The organism is Candidatus Sphingomonas phytovorans (assembly GCA_029202385.1).
GTDB lineage: Bacteria > Pseudomonadota > Alphaproteobacteria > Sphingomonadales > Sphingomonadaceae > Sphingomonas > Sphingomonas phytovorans.
In genome coordinates, this window is record CP119314.1 from 3,847,198 (window position 1) to 3,866,710 (window position 19,513).

At 67.3% G+C, this 19,513-nt stretch carries 19 protein-coding genes; 12 read left to right on the forward strand and 7 right to left on the reverse strand.

What is annotated here, in order from left to right; all coding sequences use genetic code 11:
- Positions 1-57: 57 nt before the first annotated feature.
- The 6 genes from P0Y59_17665 to P0Y59_17690 all read left to right on the forward strand — a co-directional run bounded on the left by P0Y59_17665 (position 58) and on the right by P0Y59_17690 (position 5,414).
- Positions 58-852, forward strand: a complete 795-nt coding sequence (locus P0Y59_17665; protein WEJ98753.1) for a division plane positioning ATPase MipZ — start codon at positions 58-60, stop codon at positions 850-852.
- A complete protein-coding gene (locus tag P0Y59_17670; protein WEJ98754.1) occupies positions 852-1,106 on the forward strand; it encodes a DnaJ domain-containing protein in 255 nt (84 codons plus the stop codon). Before P0Y59_17665 ends, P0Y59_17670 begins: the two co-directional genes overlap by 1 nt.
- 66 nt (positions 1,107-1,172) lie before the next feature.
- On the forward strand, positions 1,173-2,555 hold the full coding sequence (locus tag P0Y59_17675) for a phosphomannomutase/phosphoglucomutase (GenBank protein WEJ98755.1): 1,383 nt from the start codon (positions 1,173-1,175) through the stop codon (positions 2,553-2,555).
- Between the two features lie 75 nt (positions 2,556-2,630).
- A complete protein-coding gene (locus P0Y59_17680) occupies positions 2,631-3,392 on the forward strand; it encodes a 3'-5' exonuclease (protein WEJ98756.1) in 762 nt (253 codons plus the stop codon).
- Positions 3,393-3,503: 111 nt separating this feature from the next.
- The gene (locus P0Y59_17685; GenBank protein WEJ98757.1) at positions 3,504-4,967 is read left to right on the forward strand and encodes an ATP-binding protein; all 1,464 of its coding nucleotides are present in this window, start codon (positions 3,504-3,506) and stop codon (positions 4,965-4,967) included.
- The gene (locus P0Y59_17690; GenBank protein ID WEJ98758.1) at positions 4,968-5,414 is read left to right on the forward strand and encodes a response regulator; all 447 of its coding nucleotides are present in this window, start codon (positions 4,968-4,970) and stop codon (positions 5,412-5,414) included.
- A 1-nt stretch (position 5,415) separates the two neighbouring features.
- On the opposite strand, the gene P0Y59_17695 is transcribed toward P0Y59_17690, so the two are convergent.
- Together P0Y59_17695 and nhaA are read right to left on the reverse strand one after the other, a co-directional pair.
- Positions 5,416-6,426 carry a histone deacetylase family protein gene (locus tag P0Y59_17695; protein WEJ98759.1) on the reverse strand — a complete coding sequence of 337 codons (1,011 nt, stop codon included), beginning with the start codon at positions 6,424-6,426 and terminating at the stop codon, positions 5,416-5,418.
- A gap of 307 nt (positions 6,427-6,733) precedes the next feature.
- Positions 6,734-7,942 carry a Na+/H+ antiporter NhaA gene (gene nhaA / locus P0Y59_17700; GenBank protein ID WEJ98760.1) on the reverse strand — a complete coding sequence of 403 codons (1,209 nt, stop codon included), beginning with the start codon at positions 7,940-7,942 and terminating at the stop codon, positions 6,734-6,736.
- A 103-nt stretch (positions 7,943-8,045) separates the two neighbouring features.
- On the opposite strand from nhaA, the gene P0Y59_17705 reads away from it, so the two are divergent.
- Together P0Y59_17705 and P0Y59_17710 are read left to right on the forward strand one after the other, a co-directional pair.
- Positions 8,046-8,351, forward strand: a complete 306-nt coding sequence (locus P0Y59_17705; GenBank protein ID WEJ98761.1) for a hypothetical protein — start codon at positions 8,046-8,048, stop codon at positions 8,349-8,351.
- Positions 8,332-9,225 carry an SPFH domain-containing protein gene (locus P0Y59_17710; GenBank protein WEJ98762.1) on the forward strand — a complete coding sequence of 298 codons (894 nt, stop codon included), beginning with the start codon at positions 8,332-8,334 and terminating at the stop codon, positions 9,223-9,225. Before P0Y59_17705 ends, P0Y59_17710 begins: the two co-directional genes overlap by 20 nt.
- A 188-nt stretch (positions 9,226-9,413) precedes the next feature.
- Here the strand turns inward: P0Y59_17710 and P0Y59_17715 are convergent, their stop codons facing one another.
- Positions 9,414-9,896, reverse strand: a complete 483-nt coding sequence (locus tag P0Y59_17715; GenBank protein WEJ98763.1) for a GNAT family N-acetyltransferase — start codon at positions 9,894-9,896, stop codon at positions 9,414-9,416.
- A gap of 11 nt (positions 9,897-9,907) precedes the next feature.
- Complete coding sequence (locus P0Y59_17720; GenBank protein ID WEJ98764.1) at positions 9,908-11,491, reverse strand: lysine--tRNA ligase; 1,584 nt, start codon at positions 11,489-11,491, stop codon at positions 9,908-9,910.
- 258 nt (positions 11,492-11,749) lie between these two features.
- Here P0Y59_17720 and P0Y59_17725 point away from each other — a divergent pair, with 258 nt between their 5' ends.
- Together P0Y59_17725 and P0Y59_17730 are read left to right on the forward strand one after the other, a co-directional pair.
- Positions 11,750-14,452: an ATP-dependent DNA helicase gene (locus tag P0Y59_17725; GenBank protein ID WEJ98765.1), complete on the forward strand. Its 2,703-nt coding sequence runs from the start codon at positions 11,750-11,752 to the stop codon at positions 14,450-14,452.
- A 17-nt stretch (positions 14,453-14,469) separates the two neighbouring features.
- Entirely contained in the window at positions 14,470-15,012 is a 543-nt protein-coding gene (locus tag P0Y59_17730) for a histidine phosphatase family protein (GenBank protein ID WEJ98766.1), read from the forward strand.
- On the opposite strand, the gene P0Y59_17735 is transcribed toward P0Y59_17730, so the two are convergent.
- Both P0Y59_17735 and P0Y59_17740 read right to left on the reverse strand, forming a co-directional pair.
- Positions 15,003-15,542: a DUF177 domain-containing protein gene (locus tag P0Y59_17735; protein WEJ98767.1), complete on the reverse strand. Its 540-nt coding sequence runs from the start codon at positions 15,540-15,542 to the stop codon at positions 15,003-15,005. The genes P0Y59_17730 and P0Y59_17735 overlap by 10 nt on opposite strands.
- Positions 15,539-16,045, reverse strand: a complete 507-nt coding sequence (locus P0Y59_17740; protein ID WEJ98768.1) for a ubiquinol-cytochrome C chaperone family protein — start codon at positions 16,043-16,045, stop codon at positions 15,539-15,541. Before P0Y59_17740 ends, P0Y59_17735 begins: the two co-directional genes overlap by 4 nt.
- 114 nt (positions 16,046-16,159) lie before the next feature.
- Between P0Y59_17740 and bamE the strand changes: the two genes are divergently transcribed.
- On the forward strand, positions 16,160-16,654 hold the full coding sequence (bamE, locus tag P0Y59_17745; protein ID WEJ98769.1) for an outer membrane protein assembly factor BamE: 495 nt from the start codon (positions 16,160-16,162) through the stop codon (positions 16,652-16,654).
- A 162-nt stretch (positions 16,655-16,816) separates the two neighbouring features.
- On the forward strand, positions 16,817-17,323 hold the full coding sequence (locus tag P0Y59_17750; protein ID WEJ98770.1) for an RcnB family protein: 507 nt from the start codon (positions 16,817-16,819) through the stop codon (positions 17,321-17,323).
- A 70-nt stretch (positions 17,324-17,393) separates the two neighbouring features.
- Here P0Y59_17750 and pbpC read toward each other — a convergent pair whose 3' ends face one another.
- Positions 17,394-19,490 carry a penicillin-binding protein 1C gene (gene pbpC / locus P0Y59_17755; protein WEK02616.1) on the reverse strand — a complete coding sequence of 699 codons (2,097 nt, stop codon included), beginning with the start codon at positions 19,488-19,490 and terminating at the stop codon, positions 17,394-17,396.
- Between the last annotated feature and the right edge of the window lie 23 nt (positions 19,491-19,513).

Genomic DNA, 19,513 nt, shown 5'->3' on the forward strand with positions numbered 1-19,513 from the left:
TTCTATGGGGCGTGACGCGACCGATCAATACGGCCAATCATCAGGGACACGAGCGACTTGTCGACGGTTGCACAGAAGCCACATATCATCGTGTTCGCCAACGAGAAGGGCGGCACCGGCAAATCGACGACCGCCGTCCATGTCGCGATCGCACTCGAAGCGCGCGGGGCCAAGGTCTCGGCGCTCGATCTCGACCATCGCCAGCGGACCATGGGCCGCTATCTCGACAACCGACTGGCAACCGCCAAGCGCACCGGTCGCGAACTGAATATCCCGCGCCATGCGACGCATGACGGCGAGAGCCTCGACCGCTTCACCGAAACGGTCGCGTCCCTCGCCGAGGGCGCCGATTTCCTGGTGATCGACACGCCGGGCCGCGACGACCCCTTCGCGCGCATCGCGGCGCAGAAGGCCGACACGCTGGTGACGCCGATGAACGACAGCTTCGTCGATTTCGACCTGATCGGCCAGGTCGATCCCGTCACCTACAAGGTGACCCGGCCGAGCTTCTATGCCGAGCTGATCTGGGACGCGCGCAAGGCGCGCGCCAAGGCCGACGGATCGACGATCGACTGGGTGGTGCTGCGCAACCGGGTCCAGCATATCGAGGCACGCAACATGCGCCGCGTGTCCGAGGCGCTCGACCAGCTCGCCAAGCGGGTCGGCTTCCGGATCATTCCGGGGCTGGGCGAACGCGTGATCTACCGTGAGCTCTTCCCCAAGGGCCTCACCATGCTCGACGCGCGCGAGTTCGGCGAGATGGGCCTGGCCCATGTCGCGGCCCGGCAGGAACTGCGCGAGATGATGGCGGCGCTCGGCCTGCCCGAGCCAGCGATGCCGCTGTTCGCCTGATGGCGAAGCTGCTCTTCATCGGCTTGGCGCTGTTCGGCCTGTGGCTGTACCTGCGCCGGAACGCCCCCACCCCGCCGATCGACGAGAAGGAAGCGCGCGCCATCCTCGGCGTGAGCAATGCCGCCGATGCCGATGCCATCCGGGCAGCGCATCGCCGCCTGGTCGCCGCGGTCCACCCGGATCGCGGCGGATCGGTCGAGCTGGCGCGGCGGATCAACGCGGCGCGCGACGTGTTGCTGAAGCGGCGCGACTGACCCTTCTCCAATGAACTTTCCCGGCGCTCGCCGATTGGGCGCAGGACATTACCCACAGGAGCCTCGATGACTCACCGGTTCGACCCCACCTCGCTACGTGAATATGACATTCGCGGCATCGTCGGAAAGACGCTCGGCCCAGCCGATGCGACCGCGATCGGACGCGGCTTCGCGACACGGGTACGGCGTGCCGGCGGCACGCGGGTCGCGGTCGGCTATGACGGCCGGGTCTCCTCGCCCGAGCTGGAAGCGGCGCTGATCGACGGCCTGACCGGGAGCGGCGTCGACGTCGTGCGGGTCGGCATGGGGCCGACGCCGATGCTCTATTATGCAGAGGCGATCCTCGAGGTCGACGGCGGCATCCAGATCACCGGCAGTCATAATCCGGGCGATTACAACGGCTTCAAGATGGTGCTCCAGCACCTGCCCTTTTTCGGCGCTGACATCCAGGATCTCGGCCGGCTCGCCGAAGAGGGGGACTGGGAAGAGGGATCGGGCGAGGTCACCGAAGCCGATATCGTCGACGACTATGTCGGGCGGCTGCTCGCCGGCTATGCCGGTGGCGCCTATCGGATCGGCTGGGACGCAGGCAATGGCGCGGCCGGGCCGGTGATCGAGAAGCTGACCAAATTGCTGCCCGGCGAGCATCACCTGCTGTTCACCGAGGTCGACGGCACCTTCCCCAACCATCATCCCGATCCCACGGACGAGAAGAACCTCGCCGACCTGAAGCGCCTCGTCGCCGAGAAGCAGCTCGATTTCGGCCTGGCATTCGACGGTGACGGCGACCGGATCGGCGCGATCGACGGCCAGGGCCGGGTGATTTGGGGCGACCAGCTCCTTTCCATCCTGGCCGAGCCGGTGCTGAAGGAGGTGCCCGGCGCGACCATCATCGCCGATGTGAAGGCGAGCCAGGCGCTGTACGACCGGATCGCCGAGCTCGGGGGCGAACCGCTGATGTGGAAGACCGGCCACAGCCTGATCAAGATGAAGATGAAGGAGACTCATTCGCCGCTGGCAGGCGAGATGAGCGGGCACATCTTCTTCGCGCATGAATATTACGGGTTCGACGATGCGCAATATGCGGCCGTGCGGCTGATCCGCGCGGTGCATATGATCGGCAAGTCGATGACCGAGATCCGCGGCGCGATGCCGGCCATGGTCAACACCCCGGAAATGCGGTTCCAGGTCGACGAGAGCCGCAAGTTCGCGGTGATCGACGAGGTGCTCGACCGGCTCGAGACGGAGGGTGCCGACATCAACCGCACCGACGGCGCACGGGTCAACACGCCCGACGGCTGGTGGCTGCTGCGCGCGTCGAACACGCAGGACGTGCTGGTCGCGCGCGCCGAGGCAAGGGATCAGGCCGGGCTCGACCGGCTGATGGCGATGATCGACGCGCAGCTTGCGGCAAGCGGCATCGTGCGGGGCGAGCAGGCGGGCCATTGAGGGAGATGGCCCCTTCCCTGCGGGGGAGAGGCTTTAGGGACTCGCATTCCGCGCCTCGAACCGCCACGTAAGGGCATGCCTCCCCCTCAGCCCCAGCTTATCCGCGTCGTCGACCTAGAGACAACCGGTCCGGCGCCGCCCGCGCATGGCGTGTGCGAGATCGGGTGGCAGGACGTTGCGCTCGGCGCCGATGGCCGGTGGGAACTGCACGGCGAGGGCGGGAGCCGCCTGGTCAATCCGGGCCGGCAGATTCCGCCGATCACGCAGGCGATCCACCATATCCTCGACGAGCAGGTCGCCGACGCACCCTATTGGCATGATGTCGCCCGTGCCGTGCTGGACCCGTGGCCGCGCCGCGTCGCGCTCGCGGCGCACCGCGCCGATTTCGAGGAGCAATATTGCACGCCCGCGCTCACCCGCAATGCCGACTGGGTATGCACCTGGAAATGCGCCATGCGGCTCTGGCCGGACTGCCCGAGCTTCTCCAACCAGGTGCTGCGCTATTGGCGCAAGCCGGAGGGCATCGAGCATGAGCGCGGCCTGCCGGCGCACCGGGCCTTTCCCGATGCCTATGTCACCGCCTTCCATCTGCGCGACATGCTCAACCAGGTCGGCCTTCCCCAGCTGATCGAATGGTCGAACCTGCCCGGCCTGCTCCCGCGGGTCCGCCAGGGCCCCGATCGCGGGAAGGACTGGCGCGAGATCGAGGATGAATCGCTCGCGCGCTTCCTGGGCGACCGCGACATCGACGTGCGCTTCACCGCCGAGACGGAGCTGGCGCGTCGCCGCGGCGGCGGTGCCGTCGGACGGACCACGCTGCAAGGCGCGCTGTTCTAGGCCTGCGCCCGTCACGCTGGCGTTTCCGGACGGGCGAATCTAGAAACGCCCATGCTCGACAGGCCCATATTCCGAGGAATCGCCCGGCGCTTCGGATGGGCGGAACAGTCGATGGGCCGTTTCCTCATCGGATGCATGGTCATCGGTTTCGCCAGCCTGGTCGCCGCGGGGGCAGCCGCCATCTGGTCGACCGGGCGCAACCAGGAACATATCCGCGCCGTCAACCACACCTATGAGGTGGAACTGGCCATCTCGCGCGCGGTCGTCCTGATCGAACAGGCCGAGTCGGTACGGCGCGGCTACATCATCGCCAGGGAGCAGGAATATCTGGACAGCTACAAGAAGATCGCCGCGCAGATCCCGGGCGCGCTGGGCAAGATCGACGAGCTGACCGACGACAATCCCCGCGAACGGGCCAATCTCACCCGGCTCAGGCGGCTGGTCGCGGCGATCGAGACACGCCGGGACATCACCAACGGGCTGGTCGAGGCCGGGCGGATCGGGGAGGCGATCGACGCCTTCACCGACGAAACCACCGCACGCCGGATGCGCGGCATCCGCAATCTCGGCAAGTCGATGGAGCGCGAGGAACAGCGGCTGCTCACCTTCCGCGATGCCGAGCAGCGAGCCAGCGTGCGGACCTTTTACGTGACGATCGGCGTCGCCGGCGCGCTGTTGCTGTTCGTCGCGATAGCGTCCCTGCTGACCATCCAGCGCTACACCCGGGACCTCGCCACGTCGCGCGACGCATTGCGCGATTTCGCTGAATCGCTCGAGGAGCTGGTCGACGAGCGCACCGCTGACCTGACCCGTGCGAACGAGGAAATTCAGCGCTTCGCCTACATCGTCAGCCACGACCTGCGCGCGCCGCTGGTCAACGTCATGGGCTTCACCGCCGAGCTCGATGCCGCGATCGGCGCGATCACCGAGCTGATCGACCGCGCCGAGACCAGTGCGCCCGCCATCGTCACCGAGGAAGCGCGTACCGCCGCGCGCCAGGAGATGCCCGAAGCGATTCGCTTCATCCGCACCTCAACCGAGAAGATGGAAAGGCTGATCAACGCGATCCTCAAGCTGTCGCGCGAGGGTCGGCGCGTCATCGTGCCGGAGCGGATCGACATGACCGCCCTGGTCGCGACGATCGGCGCGACGCTGCAGCACCTGATCGACGGCAACCAGACCCGGCTGGCAATCCAGGCCACGCTTCCGGAGATCGTCAGCGACCGGCTGGCGATCGAGCAGATCTTCTCGAACCTGATCGAGAATGCCGTGAAATATCTCAAGCCGGGCAGTCCCGGCGTGATCGAGATCCGCGGTGTGCGGCATGGCGGGCGCGTGACGTTCGAGGTCAGCGACAACGGCCGCGGGATCGCGCCGGCGGATCACAGCCGGGTGTTCGACCTGTTCCGCCGGGCCGGCAATCAGGACCAGCCGGGCGAAGGCATCGGCCTGGCGCTCGTCCGTGCCTTGGCGTATCGGCTCGGCGGCGTTATCGATGTGCGTTCCGATCTCGGCAAAGGCGCGACTTTCCGCCTTTCGCTTCCCACCACGCTCTCCGATGCACAGGGGCATTAGATGAACGATCACCACTCAGTCAGCATCGTGATGATCGAGGACGATGAAGGTCATGCACGGCTGATCGAGAAGAATATCCGGCGGGCGGGCATTCTGAACGACATCGTCCACTTCACCGACGGGACCCGGGCGCTCGACTATCTGTTCAACGACAAGAAGGGGCCGGCGCTGGGCGGCCCGGCCCTGGTGATCCTCGACCTCAACCTGCCCGACATGAACGGCAACGACATCCTGGCGAAGATCAAGGGCGATGCGACACTGCGGCGCACCCCGGTCGTGGTCCTGACCACCACCGACGACAAGGCGGAGATCGAGCGCAGCTACGATCTCGGCGCGAACGTCTACATCACCAAGCCGGTCAATTACGAAAGCTTCGCCCAGGCGATCCGCCAGCTTGGCCTGTTCCTGTCGGTGATCAAGGTTCCCGAGGCCGAAGGGAACTTCTGAATCAGGCGGCGAAGCCAGCGAGAAGGCTGGCGACATTGGCGCCGAGCGCGTCCACCGCATAGCCGCCCTCCATCGCGATCACCGTCGGCCAGCCGCGCGCGGCGATGTCACCACCGAGCACGGCATAGTCCTCCGTCGCGAGCCGGAAGAAGGAGATGGGATCGCCGTCCCACGTATCCGCCCCGAAGCTGACGACCAGCAGGTCAGGCCCGAACCGGGCAATCGCGTCCAGCGCCGACGCCTGCGCCGCCCTGAACGCATCGAGCCCGGCCCCTTGCGGCAAGGGCAGGTTGAGCGTGGTACCCGCCCCCTCCGCTTCGCCCGTTTCCTCGGCATGGCCCCAGAAGAAGGGATAGTCAGTCGCCGGATCGGCATGGATCGAGGCATAGAAGACGTCGCCCCGAGTCCAGAAGATATCCTGCGTGCCATTGCCGTGATGATAGTCCACGTCGAGGATCGCGACCCGCCTCGCCCCGGCATCGCGGGCGGCCTGGGCGGCGATGGCGGCGGTGTTGAGATAGCAATAGCCGCCGAGATAGTCGGCACCGGCATGGTGACCCGGCGGACGGCACAGCGCGAAGGCGGCGCGATCCCCGCCCTGCACCGCGTCGAGCGCAGAAAGGACCGACTGGACGCTCCAATAAGCGGCTTCCCAGGTCTCCCCGGTCAAGGGGGTGGAGGCGTCGAGGCTGTAGCGGCCGGCGAGCGCGTCGATCCGGTCGAGCTTCAGCGCCCGCCGGGCGACGATCGGCCAGATATAGCCGATCACGTCCCCCGGACGCCCGGCCGCCGCCCAGCGCGCCGGCCCGGTCCTGAGAAAATCGAGATACCCTGCATCGTGCACCGCGCGGATCGCGGTATCGCCATGATCGACGGGCGCCTCCAGCGTGCCCAGCGTCTCCGCGATCGCCTCGGCCCGGACCGGCTTTTCAGCATAATCGGCGAAGCCGCCATTGTGCAGCTCCTTCAGGGGAGCATGGGCGAGCTGACGGGGGTCGAAGAAACAGCGCATCCGGCCTTGTCGCGCGGCGCTGAGACCGGCGCAACCAGATCCAGCAGCGACTCGGCTTTTCCGCGATCAGCCGACACCTATTTTTCTTCCGCTGTTATGTTGGATTTTCGTGCCGGATTCCACCAGCATTTACAGTTACTTGGGTCAGCCTTTCCCTGTTATGCATAACAGCGGAAAAACGGCGGAGAAAAGCGCCGGATTTTCCGCTGAAGCACCGTAAAAAACCCTTCAACATCAATCGACCGTGAGAAAGAGCCGGCCGGAGGGCCGGCGCTTCGACGCTGCCATGGTCCTTGCCCCGGTTGAATCAGGACGACCTGGTGCGGGAGCCGGCAAGATACAGCACGACGAAACCAACCACCGCGGACAAGATCGAGCCGGTCAGCACGCCGATCTTCACCTCGTCCATGATCGCGGCATTACCTGGGAAGGCGAGCCCGCCGATGAACAGGCTCATGGTGAAGCCGATCCCGGCGAGCAGCGCGACGCCATAGATCTGCGCCCAGCTCGCGCCGCGCGGCACCTGCGCGATGCCGAAGCGAACCGCAAGCCAGATGCTGCCGAAAATGCCGAGCTGCTTGCCGAAGAAAAGCGCGAGGGCAATGCCCAGGACCAGCGGCTCCACCAGGATCGACGGCCCCAGCCCGGCAAGCGACACCCCGGCATTGGCGAACCCGAACAACGGCACCACGCCATAGGCAACCCAGGGATTAAGCGCGTGTTCGAGTATATGGAGCGGCGAATCACGATGATCGGGCGCGCCCGGCGACCGGCGGATCGGGATCGTCATCGCCGCGACGACGCCGGCGATGGTCGCGTGCACCCCCGACATCAGCACGAGCAGCCACAGCAGAGCAAACCCGATCAGATAGGGCCAGAGCCGTACCACGCCGAACCGGTTCATCGCCGCCATGCCGCCCGCGACGATCGCCGCGCCGGCGAGTGCCAGCAGCGACAGGCCGTGGCTGTAGAAGACCGCGATGATCGCGACCGCGCCCATGTCGTCGACGATCGCGACGGTGGTCAGGAACAGCTTGAGCGAGGCGGGCACGCGCGGGCCGAGCAGCGCCAGCACGCCGATGGCGAAGGCGATGTCGGTCGCAGCCGGGATTGCCCAGCCGCTACGCAAGTCCGCCGCGCCACCGGTGATGGCGAGATAGAAGATCGCCGGACAGATCATGCCGGCCCCCGCGGCGATGATCGGCATGCGCCGCCGTTCGGGCGAGGCGAGTTGCCCGTCGACCAGCTCCCGCTTGATCTCGAGCCCGACGAGCAGGAAGAACACCGCCATCAGGGCATCGTTGATCCAGAGATGGACCGTCATCGGCCCGATCGCGGGGGCGAGCACCGGCCCCGTCTCGACGTGCAGCAGGTGGAAATAATCCTGGGCGAAAGGCGAGTTGGCCGCGACCATCGCCAGCGCCGCCGCAGCGATCAGCAGGATTCCGCCCAGCGCCTCATTGGCGAGGAAGGCACGCAGGGCCGAGGCGTAACCGCGGCGTTTCGGGCTGCTCATGCGCGTCCCCTTTCGCGTCCGCTATGCCGGTTTGTGGCATGTCGTTGCAAGCAAAGCCGGTGAAACGGAAGCGCCGTGCAATCGACAGTGCACGACCTGCATCATGGCGATTTTCGTTTCGTTGCGTTCACAGCATGATTACATTGTGCAGTGCAGCGTTCGAGGATTGGAGCGAGACATAAGACGGATTGGCGTGAGCCCTTGGATCGAGACGGTCATCGTGATGGCCGCCGCCCTCTGGCTGTTGCTTTTCGTCGCGCCTGCGCTCTTCAACGCGCATACGTCGACCGGCCTCTGGTCATCGATCTTCCTGTTCCTGCTGAGTCCGCTTGTTCTTGCGGCAATGCTGACGCGCATCGTGCGCGCGCTGCATGCAACAGGAAAAGACGATGGACGACACATTCGATGAGGTCCCGGTAGCCCGCAGCCTTGGCCGCTTCACGCGGCGCCGTGGCGCGCTGATCGCGGGGATGATGGCACTGGCGATCACGGCGATCTTCCTGACCAATGCGTTCGCGCGCGTGCTGCCGGGTTATGTCGGCATCCGGGTGAACAATATCGGCGGCAACGCCGGCGTGGTCTCTCAGCCTTTGCCGGTCGGCTGGTATTTCGCCCCTCCCGGCACCAACATCTACGAATACCCCGTCTTTACCCGCACCTATAGCTGGACTCGTTCGGCGACCGAACAGACCCGGGTCGACGAGGCCTTCAACTTCCAGGACAAGAACGGGCTGGCGCTGTCGGCCGACGTCGCGGTCGCCTATCATGTGGACGCAAGCCGCGCGCCGATCCTGTTCCAGCGTTATCGCACCGACATGGACGCGATCATCGCGGGGCCGCTGCGCAATGCCATTCGCAACGCCATTGTCGAGCGCGGCGCGCAGCTTGGCGTCGAGGAGATATATGGCCCGCACAAGAGCGAGCTGATCCAGACGGCGCTGCGCCACGTCCAGGCCTATTTCGCGCCGGTCGGCCTTCAGGTCGAGCAGCTCTACTGGGCGGGGAATATCGTCGTGCCGGACGCAGTGCTCCAGCAGATCAACGCGAAGATCGCCAACGAACAGCAGGCCCTAGCCGCCCAGGCCAATGTCGCGACCGCGCGGGCCGACGCTGAGGCACGGGTCGCCAAGGCGGAAGGCGATGCCAGGGCGATCCAAGTAGAGGCCCAGGCGATCCGCACCAATCCGGAAATCGTGAACCTTCGCGCGGTCGAGAAATGGGACGGCAAGCTGCCGACCTATACCGGCGCGAGCGCACCCCTGCCCTTTATCGGGGCGAAGTAGAGGGGCCGCATTTCGCCTCCAACTCCCTCTCCCCTGCGGGAGAGGGAGTTGGAGCGAAGCGGCGGGAGGGCGAGGGGGAGTGAGGTTCGAGATACTCAGTGACGAGTGTCCCCCTCACCCTTCCCACGCCTTCGGCGCGGGCCCCTTCCCTCTCCCACAAGGGGAGAGGGAGGTTGGGAGAGGAGGTTTCAGAGCTCCCGGAACATCACGAAGGCGTCGACGAAGCCATGGGCCGGATGGTCGAACGCGCGCGGCAAGGTGCCGACGATGTCGAAGCCGAGCGATTGCCAGAGGCGCACCGCCCGGTCGTTGCTGCTCACCACGAAGTTAAACTGAATTGCCCGGAAGCCGCGTAGCCGCGCGTGATCGATCGAATGCTCCGCCATGCGTCGCGCCAGGCCACGACCCGTTGCCGCAGCATGAGTCATATAGCCGCAATTGGCGACATGCCTGCCGCCACCGGCCTGATTTGCCCTGATATAATAGGTACCGAGCACGACACCGTCTTCCTCGGCGACGAAGGTCTCCCTGTCGGGGCCCATCCAATAGGCAATCGCCCCGGCCTCGGCCATGTCGCGGTCGAGCGCATAGGTTTCGCCGGCCCCGATCACCGGGCCGATGATCGACCAGATGGCAGCGGCATCGTCAGCCCGGGCGGGCCGTATCGACATCGCGCCTCCCATCAGCGCGCCAGTGCCTCGGCGATCAGCTTGCGGCTGTTCTCGATGCCGTAAAGCGCGATGAAGCTGCCCATGCGCGGGCCCTGGGATGAACCGAGCAGCGTCTCGTAGAGCGCCTTGAACCAGTCGCGCAGAGTCTCGAACCCGCTGGTCTTGCCGATCTCATAGACGATGTTCTGGATGTCCTCGGCGCTCGCCTCGGGCGGCAATGCGGCGAGATCGGCGTCTAGCCGTTCGAGCGCGGCGACCTCCACACCCTCGGGCGCGCGGCGCTGAAGCGTGGGCGCGACGAAATCGCGACCATAAGCGAGCGCATGGCCGATCAGCCGGTCGAGCTCGGGATAAGCCTCGGGCGTGGCGTCAGGCACATAGTTGGAGAGATAGCTCCATACCTGTTCCCTGGTCGCATCCCCCATCACGCTGACGAGATTGAGCAACAGCCCGAAGGTGACCGGCAATTCGCCCGTCGGCAGCTTGCCGTCATGGATGTGATGGACCGGGTTGCCGAGCTTCTCCTTCAGTTCCTGCCCGGCATAATTGCCGCGGAACTGCCAATATTCGTCCACCGCGCGCGGGATGACGCCCATGTGAAGCGACTTGGCCTTTTTCGGCTCGCGATAGATGTAGAAGGCGAGGCTCTCCTCAGGCCCGTAAGTCAGCCACTCGTCGAGGCTGAGCCCGTTGCCCTTCGACTTGGAAATCTTCTCGCCCTTTTCGTCGAGGAACATCTCATAGGTGAGTCCCTCGGGCGGGCGGGCGCCGAGCACGCGCGTGATCTTCGACGCCTGGGTGACGCTGTCGATCAGGTCCTTGCCCGACATCTCGTAGTCGACCTGAAGCGCGGTCCAGCGCATCGCCCAGTCGACCTTCCATTGCAGCTTGGCCATGCCGCCGAGCGCCGACTGCTCGATCCGGTCGCCCTCATCCATGAAGGCGATGATCCCGGCATCGGCATCGACCACCTCAACCGGCACCTGAAGCACGATGCCCGATTTCGGGCTGATCGGCAGGATCGGCGAATAGGTCGCGGCACGTTCCGCCCGGAGCGTCGGCAGCATGACATCCATGATCGCCTGGTAGCGCCGGAGGATCAGCTTCAAGGTCGGGTCGAACCGGCCCGAGGCATATTCAGTGGTCGAGGACAGGAATTCGTAATCGAAGCCATAGCGATCGAGGAAATCGCGCAGCATCGCGTTGTTGTGATGCGCGAAGCTTTCGAACTTCTCGAACGGATCGGGCACCCTGGTCAGCGGCTTGCCGAGATATTCGGCGAGCATCGCGCGATTGGGGACATTGTCCGGCACCTTGCGCAGGCCGTCCATGTCGTCGGAAAAGGCCACGAGGCGGGTCGGCATGTCGCTGAGCGCGTGGAAGGCGTTACGCACCATCGTCGTGCGCAGCACTTCGTTGAAGGTGCCGATATGCGGCAGGCCCGAGGGGCCATAGCCAGTCTCGAACAGCACCGGCGCACCCTGCTTGCCGTCCGGATAGCGTTTCAGCAGCTTGCGCGCTTCCTCATACGGCCAGGCTTTGGATTCGAGGGCGGCAGACCTGAGGTCGGCGGGGTGGAGTTCGGGTGCAGTCATGCGGGCGCAGTAGCGCGGTGGCGGCTGAGCGACAACATAGCCTGATAGCCTGCTTTTCGAGACGCAGCCTTCCGCTTCTATCTCCCCCGGCGAAGGCCGGGGCCCAGTTGGGAAGGCTTGAGTGATTGCGCGCAACGCAAATTCCCAGACGTGCCCCAACCGGGGCCCCGGCCTCCGCCGGGGAAGGGAATGGGTGGAAAGTCCCCGAATGCGACGGGTCGCCGTTGCCAATTCGTTCCATTCGGGCGATGGGTGGGCGTGGTCCCACTCCCCTATCCCGCCCTCCACGCAAGCCATAGCGGCATCTGGATCGCCGATGCCGAGGGCACGCGGCCGATCGGGCGCGGCGAGGCGATCCGGATTGCGGCCGATACGCCGGTGATCGTGCTCAACGCGCCGCTGATCGGGCAGCGGCTCGGCTATGCCGATCTGTCGGGGCTGGACGTGCTCGAACTGTTCGCCTTTCTCTGCCCGGCGCGCTTCATGGTGCCGACGCCGCGCGGACTGGCGCGCGAGACCGAGCTTGAGCCGCCGCCCAACGATGCGGACGTCGCCGCATTCCTGCGCGCCGCGACCGCGAAGCTGCTCGACATGCCGGCTGGCGACTGGCCGGAGCGCGAGGGCGCCTGGACCGCGGCGCAATCGCTATTCCGGCTGCGCTGGACCTGGGCGCCGGTCATCGCCGAGCGGCTACGCAAACCCGCGACCGCCGAACGCTGGCTGTTCTCGAAGCTACCGGAATGGTCGGAAGGCGCACCGCGACCCGCGCCACGTACCATTTCGCTCGACCCCGAAGAGACCCAGGCAAGGCTCGCGCGCCTGACCGGCAACGGCGCGGAACAGCGGCCAGGCCAGCGCGCCTTCGCCCAGGCCGCGATGGAGGCGTTCAGCCCGCGCATGGTGCGCGATGAGCCGAACATGGTGCTGGCCGAGGCAGGCACGGGCATCGGCAAGACGCTTGGCTACCTTGCCCCCGCCTCACTCTGGTCGGAAAAGGCCGGGGGCGCGGTGTGGGTATCGACCTTCACCAAGGCGTTGCAGCGCCAGCTGGGACATGAAAGCGCGCGGCTGTTCCCCGATCCGGAAATCCGCAAAGCCAGGGTCGTGACGCGCAAGGGCCGGGAGAATTATCTCTGCCTGCTCAATCTTGAGGATGCCCTGCAGGGCGGGTTCGCCGGGCGCGCGGCAATCCTGGCGCAACTGGTCGCGCGCTGGGCGGCCTATAGCGCTGACGGCGACATGGTCGGCGGCGACCTGCCCGGCTGGCTGCCGACGCTGTTCCGCCGCAACGGATCGACCGCGCTGACCGACCGGCGCGGCGAATGCGTCTATGCCGGCTGCCCGCATTACCGGAAATGCTTCATCGAGCGCGCCGCCCGGGCAAGCGCCGAGGCGGATATCGTCATCGCCAACCATGCGCTGGTGATGGTCAATGCGGCGCGTGGCCGCGAGCTGGCGACACGGCCGACCCGATACGTATTCGACGAGGGTCACCATATCTTCGACGCGGCGGATTCGATGTTCTCGACCGCGCTGACCGGGCAGGAGACGATCGAGCTCAGGCGCTGGATCCTCGGCCCCGAATCGGGCGCGCGCGGGCGGCGGCGCGGGCTGGCGGCGCGGCTTTCCGACGTGGCGAGCTATGACGAAGGCGGCGGAATCGCCATTGCCGACGCGATCAAGGCGGCGGGGACGCTGGCGAGCGACGGGTGGCTGCAGCGGCTGGGCGAGGGAGCGCCGTTCGGCCCGGTCGAGACCCTGCTCGCGGCGGTGCGCGGGCTGACTTATGCACGCGCCGAGGCGGCGGGCGATGCCGGCTATGGCCTGGAAACGGAGCTGGCCGAACCCGATCCGGCCTTGATCGAAGCGGCCGCGCCGGCGGCACAGGCGCTCGATACGCTGGTCCGTCCGCTCGTCACCCTGGGGCGACGGCTCGAGGCAGTGCTGGCCGAGGCACCCGACTGGATGGACGGCCCCGCCCGCGCGCGGATCGAGGGCGCGATCGCCTCGATCGGCTGGCGCGCCGAGACGGTGGCGGCATGGCTCTCCCTGCTCGCCCGGATCGGCGGGCCGGCCACGCCCGACTATGTCGACTGGCTGGCGGTCGACCGGATCGAGGGGCGCGAGTACGATATCGGACTTCACCGCCACTGGCTCGACCCGAGCAAGCCGTTCGCCGAAACGGTATTGAAACAGGCGCATGGCGCGCTCGTCACCTCCGCCACGCTGCGCGGCGGCGGCGACTGGGAGGTGGCCGAGGCGCGGACCGGGGCGCAGCATCTGGTGCGCGGCGCGAGCCGGTTCGAGGCGGTGAGCCCGTTCGACTATGCGGCGCAGGCCGAGGTGCTGATCGTCACCGATGTGAAGCGCGGCGACATGGGGGCGCTGGCCAACGCCTATGCCCGGCTCGGCGTCGCCTCGGGCGGGGGCATGCTCGGGCTGTTCACCGCGATCAGGCGGCTGCGCGGGGTGCATGCGCGGATCGCCGACCGGCTCGCCCGGGACGGCCTGCCGCTCTATGCCCAACATGTCGACCCGATCGACACCGGTACTTTGGTCGATATCTTCCGCGACGACGCCTCCGCCTCGCTGCTCGGCACCGATGCGCTGCGCGACGGAGTCGATGTGCCGGGCCGGTCGCTGCGGCTGGTGGTGATGGAGGGCGTGCCCTGGCCCAAGCCGACCGTGCTGCATGCCGCGCGACGGCTTGCCGGGGGCGGCAGCGCCTATGACGACCGAATCGTGCGGGCCCGGCTGGCCCAGGCGTTCGGGCGGCTGATCCGCCGGGCCGACGACCATGGCATCTTCGTCCTGCTCTCCGCGGCCATGCCGTCGCGGCTGCTCACCGCCTTTCCGCCGGGCGTATCGGTGTCTCGCGTGACCCTGGACGAGGCGGTGCTCCGTGCGGGCCGTCTTCCTTCCTTCACGAAGGTGGGGCATGAGGCGCGCGAGGAAGCCTGACGGAGACGCTTGCCGGGATGAAGACGCTGACGCTCCTGCGCCATGCCAAATCGGGCTGGGACGATCCGGTGCTGCGCGATTTCGATCGGCCGCTCAACGGCAAGGGCAAGCGCGCGGCCCAGTTGGTCGGGCGCAACTGGCGGACGATGGGCCTGAAATTCGACCAGGTCGTCGCCTCGCCCGCGGTGCGGGTGATGGAGACGATCGAGCAGGTCGCCACCGGCTATGGCGCCGCGCTGGCGCCCGCCTGGGACCGGCGAATCTATCTCGCCTCGGCCACGACGCTGCTCGACGTGATCCACGAGTTGCCCGAGGGCGCCGACGACGCGCTGCTGATCGGGCATAATCCGGGGCTGGAAGATCTGGTGCTGCTGCTGGTACCCGATTCGGACGAGCAGCCGCTGCGCGACGATGTCGAGACCAAGTTTCCGACAGCGAGTACCGCGCAATTGCGGTTCGCCGTGGAATCATGGCGCGATATCGCGGCGGGCGGTGCGTCGCTGGCGCTGTTCGTGAGGCCCCGCGATCTCGACCCGAGTCTTGGCCCCGATCAGGACTGACCTTTTTCCAGCTTGGCCTTGAGAGCCGCGAGCCCGGCCAGCGCGCCGAGCGGCTTTGCCTCCTCCTCGCTGATCACCCCCGCCTGCTTCAGCATCGCCGCGGCATTTGGCCCGCGCGGGAAGGGATCGAGCGCAAGCGCCATGGTGTCGGCAGCCGCCTCGCCGAGATCGATCGCGGCGCCGTCGAAGCTCATCGTATCGAGCGCGTCCTCGCTGAGCTCGACTTCCTCGCCCGCGGGTTCGTCGTCAGCGACGAAGCGCAGCGCGACGGGTTCGTCGACCGAGACGGGAATCGGATCGTCGGTAACGACACAGGCCTGCACCACATCCGCCTGGACATTGCCCCGCGCGACAATGCCTGCGGCATCGCGCCGGATGCGGAATCTGCCCTCGAGCCGGTCGATCGCCTTCAGCCCGAAGCGGACGGCGAGTGCCGCCCGTTCCTCCGCGCTGGCGGAAACCGCGACCTCGCGCTCGCCGTCGCCGATCGCGTCGATTCGTTCAGGGCGGGAGAATTCGGGAACGCTCATGGCAGGGTTCCCGCGAGCAGCGATGCCGTCGGCGTGGCGGCGAGCGAATCGCGGAAAGACATCAGCGAATCGCGCGCATGGGCCAGCGCCGCCGGACCAGGCGGCGTCCCGCGATAGAGGTTGCGGACCAGCGCAGCGTCGAGCGCGGCGGGAGTCGCCGAATCGCGATAAGCGCCCAGCCGGCCGCCGAGCATGCTCATCATCTTGCCGATATGCTTGCCGACGACGATGTCGCCGATGCCGATTTCACGAAGCTGGCCGTCCATGTCCTCGACGAAACGCTCGGTCAGCTTCGCGCTTGGGCCGGCCGCCACGGGATCGTCCTCGAGCCGGAGCAGCACGAAGGACAGGGCCGTCGCCACCATATCGAACCGGCCGTCGATGGTGTCGGGCACCGCGCCCGCCTCGTACCAATGAGGTTCCCGGGCACGCGCGACGATCGCGGTATAGAGCGGCAGCGTCTCCTCATCCCGGCTACCGAACAGCTTCGCGATCCATTGCACGTCTCAAGGTCTCCCGCGCGTGCCCTTGTTTGGCCGCGTTCATCCGCATATTGAGGCTGACGGCGCATGATGCAATGCACTCGCGTTGCCGCGCTGGCGTGCCTGGAGAGTATGATGAGTGTGATTTCCGCCCGCTTTCTGATGGGCGCCGCCCTGGGCCTCGCGACAATCGCCGCCGCTGGCTGCACGCCGCTGCGCGCGCATCAGGGCTATGTGCTTGACGTCGATCTGATCAACTCGGTCCAGCCGGGTGTCGACAACCGCCAGTCGGTCCTCCAGGTGCTCGGCAAGCCGAGCTTCGCCAGCCAGTTCAACCAGGGCGAATGGTATTATATCGCCCGCGACACGCGCAATTTCGCCTATAACAACCCCAAGGTGACCAGCCAGACGACGCTGCGCATCAGCTTCGACGCCAGGGGCAATGTGACCTCCGTGACCCGCACGGGCGCCGAGGAGATCGCGAAGATCAGGCCGTCGGGCGAGAAGACGCCGACACTTGGCCGCAAGCGCAGCCTGTTCGACGAGCTGTTCGGCAATATCGGCACGGTTGGCGCGGCGGGCCTGGGCTCGCCGGGCAGCGGGACTGGCGGCGGACGCGACACCCCGTAATCGTCGCCACGAATCGCGGTGGCGCGGCGGAAGGCCGTCGCCCATGCGTCATTCTTTCTATCACCTGACTGGCTGGTTCGCGCCCCGTTCAGCGCGAGCCGGCGACAAGGAGGGGCCGCGGCGCCTTTTCAGGCGCCTCCGGGAGAAGATGGAGAATCGACGATGCGTAAACTAATCATCCTGACGCTGATGGCCGCCACGGTCCTGCCGACCACGGCCATGGCGCAGTCGAACCGCGAGGTCCGCCAGGACCGGCGCGACCTGCGCGAGGAGCAGCGCGAGCTAGACCAGGCGCGCCGCCATGGCGACCGCCGCGACATTCGCGACGAGCGCCGCGACGTCCGCGACGCCCGGCAGGAGCTGCGCGAGGACATTCGCGACCGCGACCGCCGCTGGGGCCGCAACGACTGGAGCGGCTGGCGCGACCGGAATCGCTCGCTGTACGCACGCGGCAACTGGAACGCGCCGTTCCGCTATTACGCGTTCCGCCCCGGCGTGCGCATCGCGCCGAGCTATTACGGGCCACGCTATTTCATCGCCGATCCGTGGCGCTATCGCCTGCCGCAAGTGGGGTATAACCAGCGCTGGGTGAGGCATTATAACGACGTGCTGCTGATCGACACGCGTCGCGGCGTCGTGGTCGACGTGATCCGCAACTTCTACTGGTAACCGCACGGGCGGCAATGCCGTCCCGCGCCATGGCCGCGTCCGCACCCAGCGGGCGCGGCTTTTTTTATCTTTATCGGACGGTGAAAAGCACCTGGTCGACCACATGGCCGCCGACATCGACCAGCCTCAGCCGGTGCTGGCCAGGCGCCGCGAGGACCTGGGGTTGCGAATCGGCGGCGCCGAGATCGCGCCGGTCGAGCAGCAGGCGATGCGCGGTCACTTCTCCCGACACGCCGATCGCGAGCCGCTGGCGATCGGGCGGGATATCCGGATCGATCGCATAGACGCTGCCGGCAACCGGATTGGTGATGCGCGGCCGGCGGGCAGCCGGGGGTGCTGACGCGATCTCGGTCTGCGCGGTGCCGGCGAGGAAATATTCAAGCCGCGGCTGCTCGACATGGTTGGCGAAGCGGATCGCGCGCTGCTCGATGCCCGGCGGGCGCGGCGGTGCGGTGACCTTGCGATCGGCGTTCAGCGCCAGCATCAGATCGCGCCAGACCGGCGCGGCGCCGCTGGTGCCGGAGACGGCGCGCATCGGATCCCCCTCCAGATTCCCGACCCAAACCGCGACGGTGTAGCGATCCGAAAAGCCGATGCACCAATTGTCGCGCATCGCCTTCGACGTACCGGTCTTCACCGCAGCCCAGAAGGGCAGGCGAAGCGCCGAATCCAGCCCGAAGGTCGCGGCGCGGGCATTGGGATCAGCCATCATGTCGGCGACGATCCAGGCAGCCTGGGGTGTGGTGACCTTGCGCGGCGCATCGTGCGGGGCGTCGGCGGTGAGGCGGAGCGGCGACCAGCGGCCGCCATTGGCGAGGCTGCGATAGGCATCGGCCTGTTCGAGCAGGGTCACCTCGGCCGAGCCGAGCGCGAGCGAGAAGCCGTAATATTGGCCGTCCTCGGTCATACCACGATAGCCGGTATCCCATAGCCGATCGCGGAATGGATCGACCCCGACCAGCAACAGGGTGCGGACGGCGGGCACGTTGAGCGACCCGGCCAGCGCAGAGCGTGCCGAGACCGGCCCCTTGAAGCCGCGATCGTAATTCTGCGGGACATAGAGGCCCGAGGCGGTGTCGAGCTGGACCGGCGAATCGTCGAGGATGGAGGCCGGGGTGAGATAGCCCTTCTCGATCGCCTGGGCGTAGAGGAAGGGCTTCAGGGTCGAACCGGCCTGGCGATAGGCGTTGGCGCCGTCGACCGACGGCGCGGTCGAGGCGCCGCCGATGCCGCCGACATAAGCGAGCACCTCGCCGCTGGCATTGTCGAGCACCACCACCGCCCCGTCACGGGCACGGGCGCCGCCAAGGCCCTGGAGCTGGCGTTTCAACGCGGTGATCGCGAGTTGCTGGATGCGGCGATCGAGCGTCGTTTTGACGCGCAGGCCGGGCTTGCGCAGCAGCCGGTCGGAGAGATGCGGCGCGAGGCCTGGGTCGAGCGCGAGGCTGCGCGCCGGGCCGAGCATCGACGCGGCCTCGCCGGCGAAGCGCGTGCAATCCGCCTCATGCGCAAGGGCGCAGGCGCGGCGGGCGACCCGGTCCGCGGTCGCCTGGGGATCGGGCAGCAAGGCCGCCAGCAACAGCGCATCGTCGCGGGCCAGGGCATCGGGGGTCTTGCCGAACAGGCCAAGCGCCGCGGCGGCGATGCCCTGCGCCTCGCCGCGGAAACCCGCCAGGTTGAGATAGGCCTCGAGGATCTGATCCTTGGTCCAGCCGCGTTCGAGCGCCCAGGCAGCCCGCATCTGGCGGATCTTGTCCCACCACCGGCGGGAGCCGGGCGCCGCCAGATCGGGCGCGAGATAGCCGGCAAGCTGCATGGTGATGGTGCTGGCGCCCCGCGCGCGTTCCCCCTGCGCCTTGTCGCGCGCCACGCCGGCCAGCGCGAGCAGGTCGACCCCGCCATGGCCGAGGAAGCGGCGATCCTCGGCGGCGACCAGCGTTTCGCGCGTGACCGGCGAGACCTTGTCGAGCGGCGTCCAGCCGAGCCGGCGCGCCGCGAAATCGACGCGGGCGCTGTCGATGAGGTTGCCGTCGCGGTCGTAGAGCCAGGCCTCGGACGGATGCCAGGCGGCGCGGACCCGGGCATAGCCGGGGAGCGGCGGGGGAAGCGTGGCATAGTCGACCACGGCATAGGCCAGCGCGACCAGGCCTACGCCCGCGAAGGTCATGCCCTTTCTGGTGCGGAGCGCCG